This is a genomic window from Stenotrophomonas sp. 10N36, assembly GCF_056395005.1.
Genome location: NZ_JBFTIS010000024.1, coordinates 22,086 through 40,945 on the forward strand (window position 1 = coordinate 22,086; position 18,860 = coordinate 40,945).

The following is an 18,860-nucleotide window of genomic DNA, read 5'->3' on the forward strand; positions in this document are numbered from 1 at the left end:
CCCACCTGGACCGCCTGAACGCAGAACGCCGCGATCTCTCGCGGCGTTCCGGGGTACCCAACGTTCGGCTGCTGTCAGCCCAGCAGCTTGCGCACCTTGTTCAACGCCACGATGAAGCGCTCGACCTCCTCGTGCGTGTTGTAGAACGCCAGCGATGCACGGCAAGTCGCCGCCACGCCGTAGTACTGCAGCAGCGGGTGCGCGCAATGCTGGCCCGAGCGCACGGCCACGCCTTCCAGGTCCAGCAGGGTGGCCAGGTCGTGCGAGTGGGCGCCTTCAATCAGGAACGACACCACCGCCGCCTTGTCCGGCGTGGTACCGAAGATGCGCAGGCCGTCGATCTTGCCCAGCTCTTCGTTGAAGTGCGCCAGCAGCTCGGTTTCGCGTGTTTCCACATGGTCCAGGCCGAGCGATTCAAGGTAGTCCACCGCCACGCCCAGGCCGATGAAACCGGCGATGTTCGGGGTGCCGGCTTCGAACTTGTGCGGGGCATCGTTGAACACGGTGCCCTCGAAGCTCACTTCCTTGATCATCTCGCCGCCACCGATGAACGGCGGCATCGCGTCGAGGTGCTCGCGGCGTGCCCACAGTGCGCCGGTGCCGGTGGGACCACACATCTTGTGCCCGGTGATGGCATAGAAGTCGCAGCCGATCGCGGCCACGTCCACCTTGCGGTGCGGCACGGCCTGCGAGCCGTCCACCACGGTGATGATGCCGCGCTTGCGCGCTTCCCGGCAGATCTCGCGCACCGGGTTGACCGTGCCCAGCACGTTGGACACGTGCGCCACGGCAAGCAGCTTGACCTCGGCGGTCATCGCACGGCGCAGCGCGTCCAGGTCGAGCGCGCCGTCAGGGGTGATCTCGGCCACGCGGATCGTGGCACCGGTGCGCTCGGCCACCAGCTGCCACGGCACGATGTTGGCATGGTGCTCCATGCGCGACACCAGGATCACATCGCCGGCCTTCAACCGCGGCAGGGCCCACGAATAGGCCACCAGGTTGAGCGCGAAGGTGGTGCCGCTGCACAGCACCAGTTCGCTGGCGCGCACGTTGAGGAAGCGCGCCAGCTTGGCGCGCGCGCCTTCGTAGGCATCGGTGGCCTCGGTGCCCAGCGCATGCACCGCGCGGCTCACGTTGGCGTTGTAGCGGCGGTAGAACTCATCCACCGCGCCAATGACCTGCACCGGCTTCTGGCCGGTGTTGGCATTGTCGAAGTACACCAGCGGCTTGCCGTGCACTTCGCGCATCAACAGCGGGAAATCCAGGCGGACGCGGTCCCAGTCCGGGGCCACCGCGGTATCGGGGGCCGGGCGCGCGGTGGAGAGGTTCATGCCACGCCTGCCTGGGCCAGGGCGATGTCGAGCTGGCGGCGCAGCTGTTCGGTCAGGCGGGCGTCCAGCGCGTTCAGCGGTTCATGGCAGAACGCCGCACTGAGCAGCTGCTGGGCCTGGTCGGCGGCCAACCCGCGCGAGCGCAGGTAGAACAGGGCGTTGGCATCGAGCTGGCCGACGGTGGCACCGTGGGCGGCCTTCACTTCGTCGGCGTCGATCACCAGCGTGGGCTGGGTATCGATCTCGGCATCGGCCGACAGCAGCAGGTTCTTGTTGGACAGGTTGGCATCGGTGCCATCGGCGCCGGCGCGGATGTGGATGCCACCATGGAACACCACGCGGCTGCGGTTGGCCGCCACGCCGCGCCAGACCATTTCCGAGGACGTGTCGCGCGCGATGTGCTCGATGCCCAGGCGGGTATCGATATGGCGGCGGCCATTGCCCAGCAACACGCCGTTGGCGGTGAGCTGGGCGTTGTCGCCTTCCAGACGCACGTTGAGCTCGTGGCGGCTCAATGCGGCGCCCAGTTCCAGGTCGATGCGGCGGTACTGCGCGTTACGCGCGAGCACGGCATCGGTGCGCAGCAGGGTGGTGGCGCGACCGCTGTCGGCCTGCACGCGGGCGTGCGAGAGCACGGCGTCCTGGGCAAGGTGCACATGCACCAGGGTGTTGCCCAGGTGCGCGGCATCGCCCACATGCAGGTGGTGTTCGACCACGCCGAGCGCAGCGCCGGCGCGCAGTTCGATCAGGTGGCGATGGTGCCAGGACAGGTCGGTCTCGCCGGCCACGCTGATGAAGACCAGCTGCAGCGGCAGTTCGACCTGTGCACCGTCTTCCACGCGCACCACCACGCCTTCATCGGCGAGGGCGGCGTTGAGGCGTGCGAACACTTCGTCGCTGCGCTCGAAACGGCGGCCGAGAAAGCGCAGGGCGTCGTCGCCGGCGGCCAGCGCCGAGGACAGGGTCTGCAGCTGGATGCCGGCCGGCAGCGGGGCCACATCGCTCAGTGCCTGCGACGGACGGCCGTTGACGAACACCAGGCGCGGCGACGGAATGTCGGCCAGCAGCGCGGCGTCGACGTCGGTGGCAGCCAAGGGCGCCGGGCTGAAGCTGCGGCGTTCCAGCTGGCGCAGCGAGGTGTACTTCCAGGCTTCGGTACGCGGGCCCGGCAGGCCGGCCTGCAGGGCGGCGTCCAGTTCGGCGCGGCGCGCGTCGCTGCCGCAGAAGCCGCTGGCAAGGGAATCGAGCAGGGCGCTCATCAGACCGCTGCCTCCGGCACCACGCGGTCCTTCAGGAAGTGGTAGCCGTGGGCTTCCAGTTCCAGGGCCAGTTCCGGGCCACCGGTCTGCACGATCTTGCCGTCGGCCAGCACATGCACCACGTCCGGCTTGATGTAGTCGAGCAGGCGCTGGTAGTGGGTGATGACAATGAACGAACGGTCCGGCGAGCGCAGCGCGTTGACGCCGTCGGCCACGCTCTTGAGCGCGTCGATATCCAGGCCCGAATCGGTTTCATCCAGGATCGCCAGCTTGGGTTCAAGCACGGCCAGTTGGAAGATCTCGTTGCGCTTCTTCTCGCCACCGGAGAAGCCTTCGTTGACACCCCGGTGCAGCAGTTCGTCCTTCAGGTGCAGCACGGCCAGCTTCTGGCGGACCAGCTTGAGGAACTGCATCGAATCCAGTTCTTCCTCGCCACGCGCCTTGCGCTGGGCGTTGAGCGCGGCGCGCAGGAAGTAGGTGTTGTTGACGCCGGGGATTTCCACCGGGTACTGGAAGGCCAGGAACAGACCGGCGGCGGCGCGCTCTTCCGGCGCCAGCTCGAGCAGGTCACGGCCTTCGAACTGCACGCTGCCCTCGCTCACGTCATAGCCGTCGCGGCCGGCCAGCACGTTGCCCAGGGTGGACTTGCCGGCGCCGTTGGGGCCCATGATGGCGTGCACCTGGCCGGGCTTCACGTCCAGCGAGAGGCCCTTGAGGATTTCCTTGTCGCCGATGCGGGCGTGGAGGTTGTCGATCTTCAGCATGATACGAATCCGGGGTAGCGCCACGCCATGCGTGGCTGAAAAATTCAAACGAAGGCGGCGGTGGGGTTAACCCACAGACCCTTCCAGCGACACTTCCAGCAGCTTCTTGGCTTCCACCGCGAACTCCATCGGCAGCTCGCGGAAGACCTGCTTGCAGAAGCCATCGACGATCATCGACACCGCGTTTTCCTGGTCGATGCCGCGCGCGCGGCAATAGAACAGCTGGTCGTCGGAAATCTTGGAGGTGGTTGCCTCGTGCTCCACCGTCGCGCCCGGGTTCTTGACCTCGATGTACGGGAAGGTGTGCGCGCCGGAGGTCTTGCCGATCAGCAGCGAGTCGCACTGGGTGTAGTTGCGCGCGCCGTCGGCGTTGCGGTCCACCTTGACCAGGCCACGGTAGGTGTTCTGGCCACGCCCGGCACTGATGCCCTTGCTGACGATCTTGCTCTTGGTGCGCTTGCCGATGTGGATCATCTTGGTGCCGGTGTCGGCCTGCTGGCGATGGTGGGTCAGCGCGACCGAGTGGAACTCGCCCACCGAGTCATCGCCCAGCAGCACGCAGGACGGGTACTTCCAGGTGATGGCCGAACCGGTTTCCACCTGGGTCCAGGTGACCTTGCTGCGCGCGCCACGGCATTCGGCACGCTTGGTGACGAAGTTGTAGATGCCGCCCACGCCGTTCTCGTCGCCCGGGTACCAGTTCTGCACCGTGGAATACTTGATCTCGGCATCTTCCAGCGCCACCAGCTCGACCACCGCGGCGTGCAGCTGGTTTTCATCGCGCATCGGCGCGGTGCAGCCTTCCAGGTAGGACACGTACGCCTTGTCCTCGCAGATGATCAGGGTGCGCTCGAACTGGCCGGTGTGGCCGGCGTTGATGCGGAAGTAGGTGCTCAGTTCCATCGGGCAACGCACGCCCTTGGGAATGAACACGAAGCTGCCGTCGGAGAACACCGCCGAATTCAACGCGGCGAAGTAGTTGTCGCCGACCGGCACCACGGTGCCCAGGTACTGTTTGACCAGTTCCGGGTGCTCCTTGATGGCTTCGGACATCGAGCAGAAGATCACGCCCTTCTCGGCCAGTTCCTTGCGGAAGGTGGTGCCCACCGAGACCGAATCGAACACCGCATCCACGGCCACGCCGGCCAGCTTGGCGCGCTCGTGCAGCGGCACGCCCAGCTTGTCGTAGGTGTCCAGCAGTTCCTTGGGCACGTCGTCCAGCGAGGCGTACTTCGGGCCCTTCGGCGCGGAGTAATAGCTCAGCGACTGCAGGTCGATCGGGGCGATCTGCAGCTTGGCCCAGTTCGGCACCGGCATGGTCAGGAAGTGGCGGTAGGCGTCCAGGCGCCACTGCGTCATCCATTCCGGCTCTTCCTTCTTGGCCGACAGGGCACGGATGGTGTCCTCGTCCAGGCCAGGCGGCAGCGAGTCCGATTCGATATCGGTGATGAAGCCGGCCGAATACTTGCGGCCGAGCTGCTCGTGGATCTCGCGGTTGGGGGTATCGCCGGTGGCGACGGTGTCGAGGATATCGGTGGCCATGGGGGCTGCCTGTGGATCAGGAGACGACATCGGCCGCGATCACGCGGCGCGAAGCATCAACAAGGGGAAGAGGGGGCAGGATCTGCGCCAGGCTGACCGCGCGCAGTGCTTCGGACACCACGTCGTTGATCAGCCGCCAGCTGCTGCGCGCGCCGCATTGCATCTCGCGCCCGCACTGGCTGTGCTCGTGGGCGCACTCGGTCAGGCCCAGCGGGCCCTCCATGGCTTCCACGATCTCGAACAGGGTGATCTGCTCGGCCGGTCGGGTCAGGCGGTAACCGCCGCGGACGCCGCGCAGCCCTTCGACCAGCCCGGCCTGGGCCAGCGGCTTGAGCAGCTTGCTGACGGTGGGCGGCTCAAGGCTGGCGAACTCGGCCAGTTCGGTCGCGCTGAGTACTTCGCCCGGGCGGGCGGCGAGCACGGTCAGCACGACGGTGGCGTAATCGGTGAGTTTGGTGACGCGGAGCATGGGGAGGGTGGAATCGTAAAGCGGACTGAAATTGTACGCTTTTCTCCGCGGGCATCCAACCCACCCCGTTCAGGCGCGATCCCGGGGGACGCTGCAGGGGCTGGGCGTCGCATGGCTTTGGCAATCACAAAGATTAAGCGAGAATCGGGGCTTACCTTCCGCAACGGCCAGCCACATGCCCAAGAAGATCCAAGCCCGCAAGTCCTCCATCCACGGCAATGGCGTGTTCGCGCTGGCGCCGATCAAGCAGGGCGAGCGGGTCATCCAGTACAAGGGGTTGCTGCGCAGCCACGCCGATGTGGATGCCGATGATACCGGGGATGTCGAGAGCGGGCACACGTTCCTGTTCACCCTGAACGACGATTACGTCATCGATGCCAACTACAAGGGCAACGACGCGCGCTGGTTGAACCACAGCTGCGACCCGAACTGTGAAGCGGTGATCGAGGAAGCCGAGGGCGACAACCGCCGCGAGGACAAGGTGTTCATCGAGGCGATCAAGGACATCAAGCCGGGCGACGAGCTGACCTACAACTACGGCATCACCCTGGCCGAGCGCCACACCGCGCGCCTGAAGAAGATCTGGGAATGCCGCTGCGGGTCGAAGAAGTGCACCGGGACGATGCTGCAGCCCAAGCGCTGATCCGGCGGCGTGCACGGGGTGCCGGTGGCTGCCGGCACTGCCCACGCGGCCTGCACATGCTGGTCACCGTTGCCCAATGCGCGGCGCGGCAGACTGAAGGCTCCTTTCTACCGGAGCCTTTCCATGGCACACGCACTCAACGGCAAGCAGGTGGCGATCCTGGCCACCGATGGTTTTGAACAGTCCGAATTGCAGGAACCCAAGCGCCTGCTGGAAGGGTGGGGCGCCACGGTCACGGTGATCGCACCGGGCGATGCCAGCCAGATCCGCGGCTGGAAGGGCAAGGACTGGGGCGAATCGGTGGCGGTGGATCAGGCGCTGACGGCGGCGAAACCGGATGCGTACCACGCGCTGGTGCTGCCGGGCGGGGTGATCAACCCCGACACGCTGCGCATCGACACGCAGGCCGTGGACTTCATCAAGGCATTTGGCGCAGCGGGCAAGCCCGTCGCGGCGATCTGCCATGGCCCGTGGCTGCTGCTGGAATCGGGGTTGGCCAAGGGCCACGCGGTCACCTCGTGGCCGTCGCTGAAAACCGACCTGACCAACGCGGGCGCGCAGTGGCGCGATGCCGAGGTGGTGGTGGACGGCAACCTCATCACCAGCCGCAAGCCGGATGACATTCCCGCATTCGCCGATGCGGTGGCCAAGGCATTGGCCGGTTGATCGAGGCGGGGACCGACGGGGTGCGTACCGACGTGATGCGCACCCACGTGATGGGTACCGACGTGATGCGTACCGACCAACGGTCGGTACCTACCGGCGCACCGATCATCCGGTAGGCACCGACCGTTGGTCGGTCAACGCCGCGACATGCATCCGCGGGTAGGCACCGACCGTTGGTCGGTGCACGTGCCCATCACCGCCGCGGCATGCATCCCTGGGTAGGCACCGACCGTTGGTCGGTGCGCGCCCGCATCATTTGCCCAGCATGCCCGCCGGGACCAGCTTGCCGAGATCCTGATTGAACGTCACCACCAGCTTGCCGTTCTCCACTTGGGCCGATTGCACCTGCAGCGCACCCAGCACGCTGGCCACGGTGGGATCGATCTTGTAGATCGGCTCGCGCCGCGCGTAGTCGGTCAGCCAGGCATTGAGCAGGCTGCGCGTCCGCGAATCCAGGCGGCCGCCGTTGTTGGCCGGGGTGAAGTCGTCCACGGTCGGCTGGTCGAGGTGGAAGCCTTGGGTTTGGGCGTCGTAGCGCAGCCCGCTGCTCAATTTCACCTTGCCCAGGGCAGCCGGAGCACTGCCGGCCGTAGCCATCGCGATATCAAACCCCAGGTCCAGGCGGTTGCCTTGGGGCAGGGCCAGCTGCGGGTGGCTCATGGTCATGGCGATCAGGCCGCCAAGCGCGTCCTGGGTGCGCGGGAAGCTGCCGTCCAGGTACTGCTGCACATCGCTGGCGCCCACCGACAACTGGCGGCCGGACACACTCGGCGCCGCCTGCGCACCGACCGCGGCGGCGATCAGCACGGTGCATGCGGCGAGGCGGGACAACAACGGGCGTGCGTTCATGGGGGCGGGCCGTGGCGAATGAGGAGACGCCAACGATAGCGCTTCCGGCTGAATCCAGCTTGGACGCCGCCCCTGCCGCGACGCAGTCGTTGCTGGGCGGTCAGTCCAGTACCGGGTGCACCGACGCGCCGTGGATTTCCCAGCCGCTGCCATCGGCGCGCGGCTGCAAACGGTACCAACCCTGGTAATTCAGTGGACCATTGGCCGTCATCGCGCGGATCCGTACCGGCACTTCGCGCAATCGCGAGGGCTGGGCCTGGTCACGGGCGATGGGCGTCTGGGTGTCCATGCGCAGGCTGAGTATCTGCGACTGTCCGGGCTGGCCGATCAACGTGCGCAGCAGGGCATCATCGGCGTGGCTCGCGGTGCGCCCACCACGCCAGGACGCGTCAGCGGCGGCAAGGTCGCCGCGCGCGAGTGCATTGAGGTAGTTGCGCACCACCCTGACTTCATCCTCGGCACCGGGTGCCACAGCGCTCAGCGGTGCCGGCGCGAGGGCGGCAAGGGCGGTGGCATCGGGACTGCCGGTTGCCTGGGCGGCAGCGGTTCCGGACGGGGCGGTCGCGGTAGCGCCTGGCGCGTCCGGTGCGGGGTGACGCTCGCAGGAACACCCACCCAGCAGCAGCGGCAACAGGATCACGGCACGACGCATGCGGCACTCTCCCCAAGTGAAGGGCAGAGTGTAGCGGTCGGCGGGCGCGCTCAGGGCGCCTGCTGGATCGCCTCAAGCGCCTGCAGCACCTCGCCCAGCTGCGGCTGCAGCCCCGTCAGCGGGTGGGTCGGGTCCTGGGCGTGGCGGCGCGCCAAGTCGTGCAGCAGCTGGGTAGCCACGATCGCGGCGGCACGCTCGTCGCCGCTCAGGCCGGTCTGGCGCCGCGCGATTTCCAGCAGGCGCATCCAGTCCTGCTGCGCGCGATGTTCCAGTTCGATCGTGCAGCGTCCGCTGCACTGCAACCCGTCCTTCTCGATCGGGGTGACGGTAATGCGGTAGCGCTGGGAGGGGCTGGTCATGACGGTACGCGTTAGGGGGACGAAACCACCATAGGCGTGCCCGTGGCCGGCGGCGACGGGCGCGGCCGCACGCAGTGTTCCACCATGTGCGTTCCACGCCTGCACAAGTACCCGGAGATGGCCGTGGGCGCAGCGTTTGCGCAGCCTGCGCGACGGTTTCCCCCAATTGGCAACGCTGTGTTTCGCTGCGTGCAGGGGGCAGGACGCGAGAGCGGTCGTGTCGACAGGCGGCTCAAAAAAGAACGGGACGGCCAAGGCCGTCCCGTTCGGGTGCTGCAGGAAACGCGCTGGTTACAGCGCAGCGTCCTTGAGCTTCTTGAGCGGACGCACCTTCAGCTTGGTGGAAGCCGGCTTGGCGGCAAACCACTGCTCTTCCTTGGTGAACGGATTGATCCCCTTGCGCTTCGGCTTGGCCGCAACGCTGACGGTGGTGATCTTCAGCAGGCCCGGCAGGGTGAAGCTGCCCGCGCCCTTCTTGTGCACCGAAGCGGCGACGGCGCCTTCCAGCGAGGCGAGCACGGCGCGCACGTCCTTGGCGACAACGCCGGACGTTTCAACGATGTGTGCAACCAGACCAGACTTGCTCAGTACGTCCTTGATCGGCTTGGGAGCGGCCGGCTTGGCGGCTGCCTTGGTAGCGACTTTCTTTACTGCCTTCTTCGGGGCAGCCTTCTTAGCGGTCTTTGCCATGGTTTCCTGTTCCGTGAACGGTTGGTTGTTTGGTCGCGCCGAACCCGGTCGGCAAGCGAAATGTAGGCCAACCAGGCGGCGCCGCCAATAGGCAATTGCATAAAAGTTCGCGATTTCCTGCCTGCCGGTTACTGCAGTGCATCAGCACATGCCCGAAAAACAGGGCGGACGGTCGGTCCTGCGGCGTCGGTCAGGATCCACTGGCCGCCTGCCGGTACCGCCCAAACCCCTTGAAAACAGCGGTTTTTCTGCCGCCGCGCGGTCTGGTCACGGGCCCCGGGCCAGCGCCCGCCGTCGGCACGGCCGCCGGACCGACGCCGTGCTAACGCCGCCTCGTCCATGCTGGACCTGCCATTCATCCGCAGGAGACACACCGATGGGTATTTCGCGTCATGCCACCGCGCACTGGGAAGGTGACCTCAAGACAGGCAAGGGACAATTGAGCACGCCGCAGAGCGGCCTGCTGGACAAGACCCGCTATGCCTTCAGCAGCCGCTTTGGCGATGAGAAGGGCACCAACCCGGAAGAACTGATCGCCGCCGCGCACGCCGGCTGCTTCACCATGGCGCTGTCGGCCAAGCTCACCGAGGCCGGGTTCGTGCCGACCTCGCTGGATACCGAAGCCAAGGTGGATCTTTCCATGGAAGGCGGCCCGCAGCTGTCGCAGATCACCTTGAAGGTGAAGGCCGTGGTGCCCAACATCGACGCCACCCAGTTCCGGGCGATCGCCGATGACGCCAAGCAGAATTGCCCGGTGTCCAAGGCACTGAGCGCAGTGCCGATCAGCATGGAAGCCGAGCTGGCGTAACGCCCAACGGCTGCTTCAGGGGTGCCGACCAATGGCCGGCACCCGCAGGGCGGCGGTCCCCGTGGGGCAGGCCGCAGCCGGTTCTACCAGTCCAGGGTGCCGCGGATCACGGTCTGCACCTGGCCGCCCGACCACACATCACCGTGCGCATCGATATGCAGGCTGAGCCGCGCATCGTGGCCCACTTCGCGACCCTGGCTCACCACGTAGCGGCGCCCGTTGCCGGGCAGCACATTGCGGGTGTCCAGCCACGCGGCGAGTACTGCGTTGGCGGCCCCGGAGGCGGCATCCTCGAAGCGGCGACCATTGCCGACGAACGCCCGCACTGCCAGGTCCCACGACTCGCCCGTGCTGCGCGCATAGGCGAACACACCCATGCTGTCGGTGCTTTCGGCCAGTGCGGCAATCGCGTCCCAGTCGGGCCGCAGCGCACGCAGGGTGGCCTCATCGCGCAGTTCCACCACCCACCAGCTGCGCCCACCAGCCATGCGCGCCGGCGGCAATGCGCCCAGCGCCCAGCCGGCCAATGCCGCCTGCAGGCGCGGGTCGCCCGGCTGCGCCACCTCGGCCACGCTGGCGCGCGGGGTGCGGATGGCGATGGTGCGCGCCGCGCCCGTGCCGTCCACTTGCAAGGGCAGCGTGCCGGCAATGCCGTCCTGGACCAGCACGCCGTCCACTGGCGCAGCCACGGCCTCCTCCAGCACCGCGTGCGCGGTGCCCACGCTGGGGTGGCCGGCGAACGGCACTTCCTTCTGCGGGCTGAACATGCGCAGGCGGTAGCTGCTGCCGAGCGCCTCCGGTGCGAACACGAAGGTGGTCTCCGGCAGCCGGGTCCAGCGCGCGATGGCCTGCATCGCCGCCTCATCCAGGCCTTCGGCGTCCAGCACCACCGCCAGGGGGTTGCCGGCGCCGGGGTAGGGGGAAAACACGTCCAACTGCAGGAAACGGCGGGAAGTCATGGCGTCAGGGTCTGCGAAACGGTCGGGCAGCTTACCAATCCGGGACGGCCCCGGGCCCGCTTTCGGGGCACCCAAGGTGCCCGCGCAGGCCCTGCCGGGGCCGGGCTTGGCATAGAATCGGGAGTTCGGCCGGTGTGCCGGGCGAATCCCCCCCTCACTACGAAACCCTCTTTACTTCCATGTCAGCTTCCCCCCTTGTCGATCGTTGGATCGTACTGAAGTTCGGCGGCACCTCCGTGTCGCGTCGTCACCGCTGGGACACGATCGGGAAGCTGGCGAAAAAACGTGCGGAAGAAACCGGCGCGCGCGTGCTGGTGGTGGTGTCGGCGCTGTCCGGGGTCACCAATGAACTGACCGCCATTGCCGACGGCGCCGCCGACAGCCGGGCCCGCGTGGATGCGCTTGTGGCCCGCCACCGCGAGTTCCTGGTCGAGCTGGGGCTGGACGCCACCGCGCTGGATGAACGCCTGGCCGGGTTGTCCGGGCTGCTCGATGACCCGCGCGCGGCCAGCCGCCCGCTGGACTGGCAGGCCGATGTGCTGGGCCAGGGCGAGCTGCTGTCCTCCACGGTGGGCGCGGCGTACCTGCATGCCAGCGGCCTGGACTTCGGCTGGATGGACGCGCGGCAGTGGCTGGATGCGCTGCCGCCGCAGCCCAACCAGAGCGACTGGTCGCAGCGGTTGTCGGTGAACTGCCAGTGGCGTGCCGATGCCGACTGGGCCGCGCGTTTCCGCGCCCAGCCCACGCGCATGCTGATCACCCAGGGCTTCATCTCGCGCCACGCCGATGGCGGCACCGCCATCCTCGGCCGCGGCGGCTCGGACACCTCGGCGGCGTACTTCGGTGCGCTGCTGGGCGCCAGCCGCGTGGAAATCTGGACCGACGTGCCGGGCATGTTCAGCGCCAATCCGCGCGACGTGCCCGATGCGCGCCTGCTGACCCGGCTGGACTATTACGAAGCACAGGAAATCGCCACCACCGGCGCCAAGGTGCTGCACCCGCGCTCGATCAAGCCGTGCCGCGACGCCGGTGTGCCGATGGCCATCCTGGACACTGAGCGCCCGGAACTGCCGGGCACCAGCATCGACGGCAACGCCGCGCTGGTGCCGGGGGTGAAGGCGATCAGCCGCCGCAACGGCATCGTGCTGGTGTCCATGGAAGGCATCGGCATGTGGCAGCAGGTGGGCTTCCTGGCCGACGTGTTCGGGCTGTTCAAGAAGCACGGGCTGTCGGTGGACCTGATCGGTTCGGCCGAAACCAACGTCACCGTGTCGCTGGACCCGTCCGAGAACCTGGTCAACACCGACGTGCTGGCCGCGCTGTCGGCCGACCTGTCGCAGATCTGCAAGGTGAAGATCATCGTGCCGTGCGCGGCGATCACCCTGGTCGGGCGCGGCATGCGGTCGCTGCTGCACAAGCTGTCGGACGTGTGGGCCACGTTCGGGCGCGAGCGCGTGCACATGATTTCGCAGTCGTCCAACGACCTCAACCTGACCTTCGTCATCGATGAAGCCGACGCCGACGGCCTGCTGCCGATCCTGCACGCCGAGCTGATCGACAGCGGCGCGATGCCGGTGGAAGAGGGCGAAGTGTTCGGCCCGCGCTGGCGCGAGATCGCCGGCACCGTGCGCCCGCGCGAAACCGCCTGGTGGCGGGGCCAGCGCGCGCACCTGCTGACACTCGCCCAGGCCGGTACGCCGCGCTACGTGTACAACCTGCCCACGGTGCGCGCCCGTGCGCGCGCGCTGACCGCGATCAAGGCCATCGACCAGCGTTACTACGCGATCAAGGCCAACTCGCACCCGGCCATCCTGGAGGTGCTGGAGCAGGAAGGCTTCGGCCTGGAGTGCGTGTCGCACGGCGAGCTCAAGCACGTGTTCAACACGCTGCCCACGCTGTCGCCCAAGCGCGTGCTGTTCACCCCCAGCTTCGCCCCGCGCAGCGAGTACGACGCGGCGTTCGCGCTGGGCGTCACCGTCACCGTGGACAACGTGGAAGCGCTGCAGCGCTGGCCGGACCTGTTCCGCAACCGCGAGCTGTGGCTGCGCGTGGACCTGGGCCGTGGCGAAGGCCACCACGCCAAGGTCCGCACTGGCGGCAAGGACTCCAAGTTCGGCCTGCCGATCGCCCGCGTGGACGAGTTCGTGCGCCTGGCCACCGAGCTGGGCACCCGCGTGGTGGGCCTGCATGCGCACCTGGGCAGTGGCGTGGAAACCGCGCAGCACTGGCGCCTGATGTGCGATGAGCTGGCCGGTTTCGCGCGGCGCATCGGCAGCGTGGAAACCATCGACATTGGCGGTGGCCTGCCCATTCCCTACAGCGCCGACGACGAACCGTTCGACCTGGACGCCTGGGCCGTCGGTCTGGCCGAGGTCAAGGCGGTGCACCCGGCGTTCCGGCTGGCGATCGAACCGGGCCGCTATCTGGTGGCCGAATCGGGTGTGCTGCTGGCCACGGCCACCCAGGTGATCGAAAAGGACGGCGTGCGCCGCGTGGGTCTGGATGCGGGCATGAACACGCTGATGCGCCCGGCCCTGTATGACGCCTGGCACGACATCGAGAACCTGAGCCGGCTCGGCGGCTATGCCGAGGCTGCGTTCGACGTGGTCGGCCCGATCTGCGAGTCCAGCGATGTGTTCGGCAAGCGCCGCAAGCTGCCGGTCTCGACCGCGCCGGACGATGTGATGCTGATCGCCGATGCCGGTGCCTACGGTTACGTCATGGCCAACACCTACAACCAGCGCGAGCTGCCGCGCGAGGACGTCATCGATGACGGTCCTTGACCGCCGCCTGCCGCCCACCCTTGAAGACGCGCCGTGCACACGCACGGCCGCCCTCTGAACCGGATACACCATGACTGCTTTCGATAAACACCAGGTTGCCGTTTTCCGCTTCGTCCGCTGCGAATTCGCCGCGGATACCGGCGTGGCGCAGCTGGTCTATGCCTTCGACGACGGCCCCGAGCTGACCGAGACGGTCACCATTCCCGGCGCACCGTTCGCGCTGGACGGCGCGCGTGCCGAGGCGGTGCAGCGCGCCCTGCGCCTGCTGCACCTGATTGCCGGCGTGAGCTACTACAAGGCCGGCGTGCCCGACCAGGTGCGCATCGACAGCTACAGCATCGACGCGGCGACCGCGGCGCTGGTGGAGGAGATCTACCTCAATGGCCTGGGCGAGTTCGCCTACCGCAACGGCCTGAACCTGCGCGGTCGTTTCCGCCTGCCGGTGGACGGCGAGGCGTTCAGCGCCCCGGCGATGGGGCTGCGCGAACACGCGCTGGTGGCCATCGGCGGCGGCAAGGATTCGCTGGTGAGCATCGAGGCCCTGCGCGGGCTGGGCATTGCCGAAACAGTCACCTGGATCGGCGGGTCGCAGCTGATCCGTGCGTGCGCCGAGCGTACCGGCCTGCCTACTTTGAACATCGGCCGCGCGCTGGCCCCGGAACTGTTTGAACTGAACCGCCAGGGCGCGTGGAACGGGCACATCCCGGTGACCGCGGTGAACTCGGCGATCATGGTGCTGGCCGCGCTGTTGCAGGGCGTGGACCAGGTGGTGTTCTCCAACGAGCGCTCGGCCAGCTATGGCAGCCAGATTCCCGGCACCGGCGAGGTGAACCACCAGTGGTCCAAGGGTTGGGCGTTCGAGCAGGCGTTCGGGGAATACCTTGAGCAGCACGTGGCTGCCGACCTGCACTATTACTCGCTGCTGCGCCCGCTCTCGGAACTGGCGGTGGCGCGGCAGTTCGCCAAGAGCGACTTCTACGACGCGCACTTCTCCAGCTGCAACCGCAACTTCCACATCCTGGGCGAGCGCCCGGTGAACCGCTGGTGCGGGGTCTGCCCGAAGTGCCACTTCGTGTTCCTGGCGCTGGCCCCGTTCATGCCCAAGACCCGCCTGGTGGCGATCTTCGGCCGCAACCTGCTGGACGATGCGGAGCAGGCCGGCGGCTTCGATGCGCTGCTGGAATTCCAGGACCACAAGCCGTTCGAATGCGTGGGCGAAGGCCGCGAATCGCGCGCGGCCATGGCCACCCTGGCGGCGCGCCCGGAGTGGGCCGAAGATGCGCTGGTGAAACGTTTCGTCAGTGAGATCCAGCCGCAGCTGGACAGTGCCGAGCTCGGCATCGCGCCGTTGCTGGTGCTAGAAGGCGAGCACCGCATCCCGGCGCGGATCTGGGAGCGCCTGCGTGCGAATTTCGCAGCTTGAGGGCAAGCGCGTTGCGTTGTGGGGCTGGGGACGGGAAGGGCGCGCTGCCTTCGGCGTGCTGCGTCAGCGGCTGCCGTCGCTGCCGCTGACCCTGTTCTGCCCCGACGCCGAGGCGGCTGCCGCACGCGCAGAAACCGCGGGTGCGTTGACCGTGCGTTCGGACGTGACCGGCGAGGCCTTGGCCGCGTTCGAGGTGGTGATCAAGTCGCCGGGCATCAGCCCGTATGGCGAGGCGGCACTGCACGCCACGGCCGCGGGCACGCAGTTCATCGGCGGCACCTCGCTGTGGTTTGCCGAACACGCCGCAGCCGATGGCACCGTGCATGACACGGTGTGCGTGACCGGTACCAAGGGCAAAAGCACCACCACCTCGCTGCTGGCGCACCTGCTGCGCGCGTCCGGCGCACGCACCGCGCTGGTGGGCAATATCGGCCTGCCGCTGCTGGAAGTGCTGGACCCGCAGCCGACGCCGCAGTATTGGGCGGTGGAGCTGTCCAGTTACCAGACCGGCGAGGTCGCGCGCAGTGGCGCGCACCCGCAGGTGGCGATCGTGCTCAACCTGTTCCCCGAACACCTGGACTGGCACGGCAGCGAAGCGCGCTACATCGCCGACAAGCTGCGCCTGGTCACCGAGGCGCAGCCGCGCGTTGCCGTTCTCAATGCCGCCGACCCGCACCTGGCCGCGTTGTCGCTGCCGCACAGCCAGGTGGTGTGGTTCAACCAGCCGCAGGGCTGGCACATGCGGGGCGAGGTGGTGTATCGCGGCGAACATGCGGTATTCGATACCGCCAACACGCCACTGCCTGGCCGGCACAACCGCGGCAACCTGTGCGCGGTGCTGGCGGCGCTGGAGGCCCTGGGGCTGGATGCAGCGGCGCTGGCACCGGCCGTGCAGCACTTCCGCCCGCTGCCCAACCGCCTGCAGACCCTGGGCACGCGCGATGGCCTGACCTTCGTCAACGATTCGATCAGCACCACCCCGCACGCCAGCCTGGCGGCGCTGGACTGTTTCGCCGGGCAGCGCATCGCGCTGCTGGTGGGCGGCCATGACCGCGGGCTGGACTGGCACGACTTCGTGCAGCACATGGCCCACGACGTGCCGCCGGTGGAGATCATCACCCTGGGCGCCAACGGCCCGCGCATCCATGCGTTGCTGCAACCGCTGGCCGATGCTGGCCGCTTCGGGCTGCATGCGGCCGCCGACCTGCCTGAAGCACTGCAACTGGCCCGCACCGCACTGGGCGAGCAGGGCGGGGTGGTATTGATGTCGCCCGGCGCGCCCAGCTACGGCGTGTACCGCGACTACGTCGCCCGCGGCCGCCATTTCGCCGAACTGGCCGGGTTCGACCCGGACGCCATCACCGCCATCGCCGGCATCGGCATCGCGTAGAGCCGACCGTTGGTCGGCTGCAGCACCGGACGGTGGGTCGGCCTCCGTCACCGTTGGTAGAGCCGACCGTTGGTCGGCTGCAGCGCCGGACGGTGGGTCGGCCTTCGTCACCGTTGGTAGAGCCGACCGTTGGTCGGCTGCGGTTCCCCGGGGAAAACGACCCTGCGCCCACGCGCGCACCCGATCCCCCCCGGGCCTCACCCCATCACCCGTCCTGCTCGGCCATGAACAGGTACTCGCCCTCGATCAACTGCTCCAGGTACGCATCAAAACCCGGCGCGATCACCGCATAGCTGTCCGGATCATGCAGGTAGCGCACCACCTGGCCCACGGTGCCGCCGGGCGCGGGATCGAAATCCAGGTACAGCACCGAGGTGCCCCCGTTGTTGCAGCAGTGCGAGAAGCACAGGCGCTGCCCCATGGGCAGGTCGGCATCGATGCCGGCGCCGAGGATATCGGGGTCTTCCTCCAGCCATTCCTCGTAGATCGAGCGAATGCTCTCGCCCCAGCTGTCCCACTGGGCGGTGTCTTCGAAGATCTGTTCGACCGACCGCAGGTAGTACGGGTAGTGGCCGACGTCCGAGCCAAGCATCAGCACGCAGACTTCGCCGGCAGGGTAGGTGCGGTAATGCGTGCCATCGATCCGGCCCAGCAGTTCCACCAGGCTGTCGGGCACCTGCGGCCAACGGGCACGCAGGCGCTGCAGGTCGGCGGCGCTGGCACCTTCGGTCCAGCCCCACATGGCGACGTCGTCGTCGGGCAGGCGGGGCACCAGACCGGTGAGGAAGCGATCGACAAGCGTCATGGAACAGCGTCCGTGCAGAAGCGGCCGACAAGGGTGACAGATTTTCGTAGAGCGGGGCTCTGCCCCGCTGCTTTGGATTGCGGACGGTGGGGAACGGCAGCGGGGCAGAGCCCCGCTCTACACGGGGTGTTCGCCTGGCCGTCCTACACTCGGGGTTCTTATCCGGAGGAGCAGGCGCATGGTCAGGCAATGGCGGTGGGGGGCGGCGGTGCTGTTGGGGATGGTGGCGCTGCCGGCGATGGCGGCAATGAAGACCCAGCCGGTGGAATGGCAGCTGGACGGCACCACCTTCAGTGGCGTGCTGGTCTACGACGATGGTGACAGCGACAAGCGCCCCGGGCTGGTGATGGTGCCGAACTGGAAGGGGGTCAACGACTCGGCGATCGCCAAGGCCAAGCAGCTGGCCGGCGACGACTACGTGGTGCTGGTGGCCGATGTGTACGGCAAGGGCGTGCGCCCGAAGACCGACGCCGAGGCGGGGCCGGTGGCGACCAAGCTGCGCAACGAGCGTCCTGTGCTGCGGGCGCGCGCGCTGAAGGCCATCGACGTGCTCAAGGCCCAGGCCGGCAAGGCGCCGCTGGATGCATCGCGGATCGGCGCGGTCGGCTTCTGCTTTGGCGGCACCACCGTGTTGGAAATGGCCCGGGCCGGCGCACCGCTGGCCGGCGTGGTCAGCCTGCACGGCGGACTGGGCTCACCGTTGCCGGCCAAGGCCGGTGGCCCCCATCCCTCGGTGCTGGTGCTCAATGGCGCCGACGACAAGGGCGTGAGCAAGGACGACATCGCCAGCTTCGAGCAGGAAATGAACGCGGCCAAGGTCGACTGGGAGTTCACCAACTACAGCGGCGCGGTGCATTGCTTCGCCGAAGCCGATGCCAACAGCCCGCCGGGCTGCCTGTACAACGAACGCGCCGCCAAACGCGCCTGGAAGGCGCTCGACGAATTCTTCGACGAGCGGTTCGAGACCCGCCGGCGGTAGAGCCGACCGTTGGTCGGCAAAGGCAAGCGGTAGAGCCGACCGTTGGTCGGCTGCACCGCGCGTGGCGTGGTGCATGTATCAGGGATCGAGGCGCCGGGAGGAAGGGCAGCCGACCAACGGTCGGCTCTACCCGTGAGGGACCACATTGCCCCGGGTGTCGATACGAACAATCCGGTAGAGCCGACCGTTGGTCGGCTGCATCGCGCATGGCGCGGTGCATGTATCAGGTATTGCGGCGCCGGGAGGAAGAGCAGCCGACCAACGGTCGGCTCTACCTGGGAGGGACCACATTGCCTCGGGTGCTGATACGAACACCCCGGTAGAGCCGACCGTTGGTCGGCTGCACCGCGGAGCGTGGTGCATGTCTCAGGTATCGCGGTGTCGGGAGGAAGAGCAGCCGACCAACGGTCGGCTCTACCCGTGAGGGGCCACATTGCCCCGGGTGCCGATACGAACAATCCGGTAGAGCCGACCGTTGGTCGGCTGCAC

18 protein-coding genes are annotated in these 18,860 nt (G+C 67.7%); 7 read left to right on the top strand and 11 right to left on the bottom strand.

The window, feature by feature from the left end:
- Positions 1–74: 74 nt before the first annotated feature.
- From AC1DCJ_RS18395 to AC1DCJ_RS18415, 5 genes are all read right to left on the bottom strand, one after another.
- Positions 75–1,331, bottom strand: a complete 1,257-nt coding sequence (locus tag AC1DCJ_RS18395) for a cysteine desulfurase (protein WP_137188815.1) — start codon at positions 1,329–1,331, stop codon at positions 75–77.
- A complete protein-coding gene (gene sufD / locus AC1DCJ_RS18400; RefSeq protein ID WP_478071623.1) occupies positions 1,328–2,590 on the bottom strand; it encodes a Fe-S cluster assembly protein SufD in 1,263 nt (420 codons plus the stop codon). The genes AC1DCJ_RS18395 and sufD overlap by 4 nt, the downstream gene beginning before the upstream one ends.
- Positions 2,590–3,354: a Fe-S cluster assembly ATPase SufC gene (gene sufC / locus AC1DCJ_RS18405; RefSeq protein ID WP_159495992.1), complete on the bottom strand. Its 765-nt coding sequence runs from the start codon at positions 3,352–3,354 to the stop codon at positions 2,590–2,592. The genes sufD and sufC overlap by 1 nt, the downstream gene beginning before the upstream one ends.
- A gap of 66 nt (positions 3,355–3,420) precedes the next feature.
- Positions 3,421–4,896, bottom strand: a complete 1,476-nt coding sequence (gene sufB / locus AC1DCJ_RS18410) for a Fe-S cluster assembly protein SufB (protein WP_478071624.1) — start codon at positions 4,894–4,896, stop codon at positions 3,421–3,423.
- A gap of 16 nt (positions 4,897–4,912) precedes the next feature.
- On the bottom strand, positions 4,913–5,365 hold the full coding sequence (locus AC1DCJ_RS18415) for an SUF system Fe-S cluster assembly regulator (protein WP_038689897.1): 453 nt from the start codon (positions 5,363–5,365) through the stop codon (positions 4,913–4,915).
- Positions 5,366–5,540: 175 nt separating this feature from the next.
- Between AC1DCJ_RS18415 and AC1DCJ_RS18420 the strand changes: the two genes are divergently transcribed.
- Both AC1DCJ_RS18420 and AC1DCJ_RS18425 read left to right on the top strand, forming a co-directional pair.
- Positions 5,541–6,008: an SET domain-containing protein gene (locus AC1DCJ_RS18420; protein ID WP_038689895.1), complete on the top strand. Its 468-nt coding sequence runs from the start codon at positions 5,541–5,543 to the stop codon at positions 6,006–6,008.
- Between the two features lie 123 nt (positions 6,009–6,131).
- On the top strand, positions 6,132–6,674 hold the full coding sequence (locus AC1DCJ_RS18425) for a type 1 glutamine amidotransferase domain-containing protein (protein ID WP_478071625.1): 543 nt from the start codon (positions 6,132–6,134) through the stop codon (positions 6,672–6,674).
- 252 nt (positions 6,675–6,926) lie between these two features.
- On the opposite strand, the gene AC1DCJ_RS18430 is transcribed toward AC1DCJ_RS18425, so the two are convergent.
- The 4 genes from AC1DCJ_RS18430 to AC1DCJ_RS18445 form a co-directional block, all read right to left on the bottom strand.
- Entirely contained in the window at positions 6,927–7,523 is a 597-nt protein-coding gene (locus AC1DCJ_RS18430) for a DUF1439 domain-containing protein (RefSeq protein WP_137188820.1), read from the bottom strand.
- 100 nt (positions 7,524–7,623) lie between these two features.
- Positions 7,624–8,175 carry a hypothetical protein gene (locus AC1DCJ_RS18435; protein ID WP_478071626.1) on the bottom strand — a complete coding sequence of 184 codons (552 nt, stop codon included), beginning with the start codon at positions 8,173–8,175 and terminating at the stop codon, positions 7,624–7,626.
- Between the two features lie 50 nt (positions 8,176–8,225).
- Entirely contained in the window at positions 8,226–8,534 is a 309-nt protein-coding gene (locus AC1DCJ_RS18440; protein ID WP_137188822.1) for a DUF3861 family protein, read from the bottom strand.
- A gap of 291 nt (positions 8,535–8,825) precedes the next feature.
- A complete protein-coding gene (locus AC1DCJ_RS18445) occupies positions 8,826–9,224 on the bottom strand; it encodes an HU family DNA-binding protein (protein ID WP_038689886.1) in 399 nt (132 codons plus the stop codon).
- A gap of 376 nt (positions 9,225–9,600) precedes the next feature.
- Here AC1DCJ_RS18445 and AC1DCJ_RS18450 point away from each other — a divergent pair, with 376 nt between their 5' ends.
- A complete protein-coding gene (locus tag AC1DCJ_RS18450) occupies positions 9,601–10,032 on the top strand; it encodes an OsmC family protein (RefSeq protein ID WP_038689884.1) in 432 nt (143 codons plus the stop codon).
- 83 nt (positions 10,033–10,115) lie between these two features.
- Here AC1DCJ_RS18450 and AC1DCJ_RS18455 read toward each other — a convergent pair whose 3' ends face one another.
- Entirely contained in the window at positions 10,116–10,991 is an 876-nt protein-coding gene (locus AC1DCJ_RS18455; RefSeq protein WP_478071627.1) for a PhzF family phenazine biosynthesis protein, read from the bottom strand.
- A 179-nt stretch (positions 10,992–11,170) separates the two neighbouring features.
- Between AC1DCJ_RS18455 and AC1DCJ_RS18460 the strand changes: the two genes are divergently transcribed.
- The 3 genes from AC1DCJ_RS18460 to murD all read left to right on the top strand — a co-directional run bounded on the left by AC1DCJ_RS18460 (position 11,171) and on the right by murD (position 16,587).
- Positions 11,171–13,774, top strand: a complete 2,604-nt coding sequence (locus AC1DCJ_RS18460; RefSeq protein ID WP_137188825.1) for a bifunctional aspartate kinase/diaminopimelate decarboxylase — start codon at positions 11,171–11,173, stop codon at positions 13,772–13,774.
- Positions 13,775–13,844: 70 nt separating this feature from the next.
- Positions 13,845–15,197 (top strand): UDP-N-acetyl-alpha-D-muramoyl-L-alanyl-L-glutamate epimerase, encoded by a 1,353-nt coding sequence (gene murL, locus AC1DCJ_RS18465; RefSeq protein ID WP_478071628.1) that lies wholly within the window; start codon positions 13,845–13,847, stop codon positions 15,195–15,197.
- Positions 15,178–16,587: a UDP-N-acetylmuramoyl-L-alanine--D-glutamate ligase gene (gene murD, locus AC1DCJ_RS18470; protein WP_478071629.1), complete on the top strand. Its 1,410-nt coding sequence runs from the start codon at positions 15,178–15,180 to the stop codon at positions 16,585–16,587. The genes murL and murD overlap by 20 nt, the downstream gene beginning before the upstream one ends.
- 205 nt (positions 16,588–16,792) lie before the next feature.
- On the opposite strand, the gene AC1DCJ_RS18475 is transcribed toward murD, so the two are convergent.
- Positions 16,793–17,392: an SMI1/KNR4 family protein gene (locus AC1DCJ_RS18475; RefSeq protein WP_137188828.1), complete on the bottom strand. Its 600-nt coding sequence runs from the start codon at positions 17,390–17,392 to the stop codon at positions 16,793–16,795.
- Positions 17,393–17,570: 178 nt separating this feature from the next.
- Here AC1DCJ_RS18475 and AC1DCJ_RS18480 point away from each other — a divergent pair, with 178 nt between their 5' ends.
- Positions 17,571–18,371, top strand: a complete 801-nt coding sequence (locus AC1DCJ_RS18480) for a dienelactone hydrolase family protein (RefSeq protein WP_314403729.1) — start codon at positions 17,571–17,573, stop codon at positions 18,369–18,371.
- Positions 18,372–18,860: the final 489 nt, after the last annotated feature.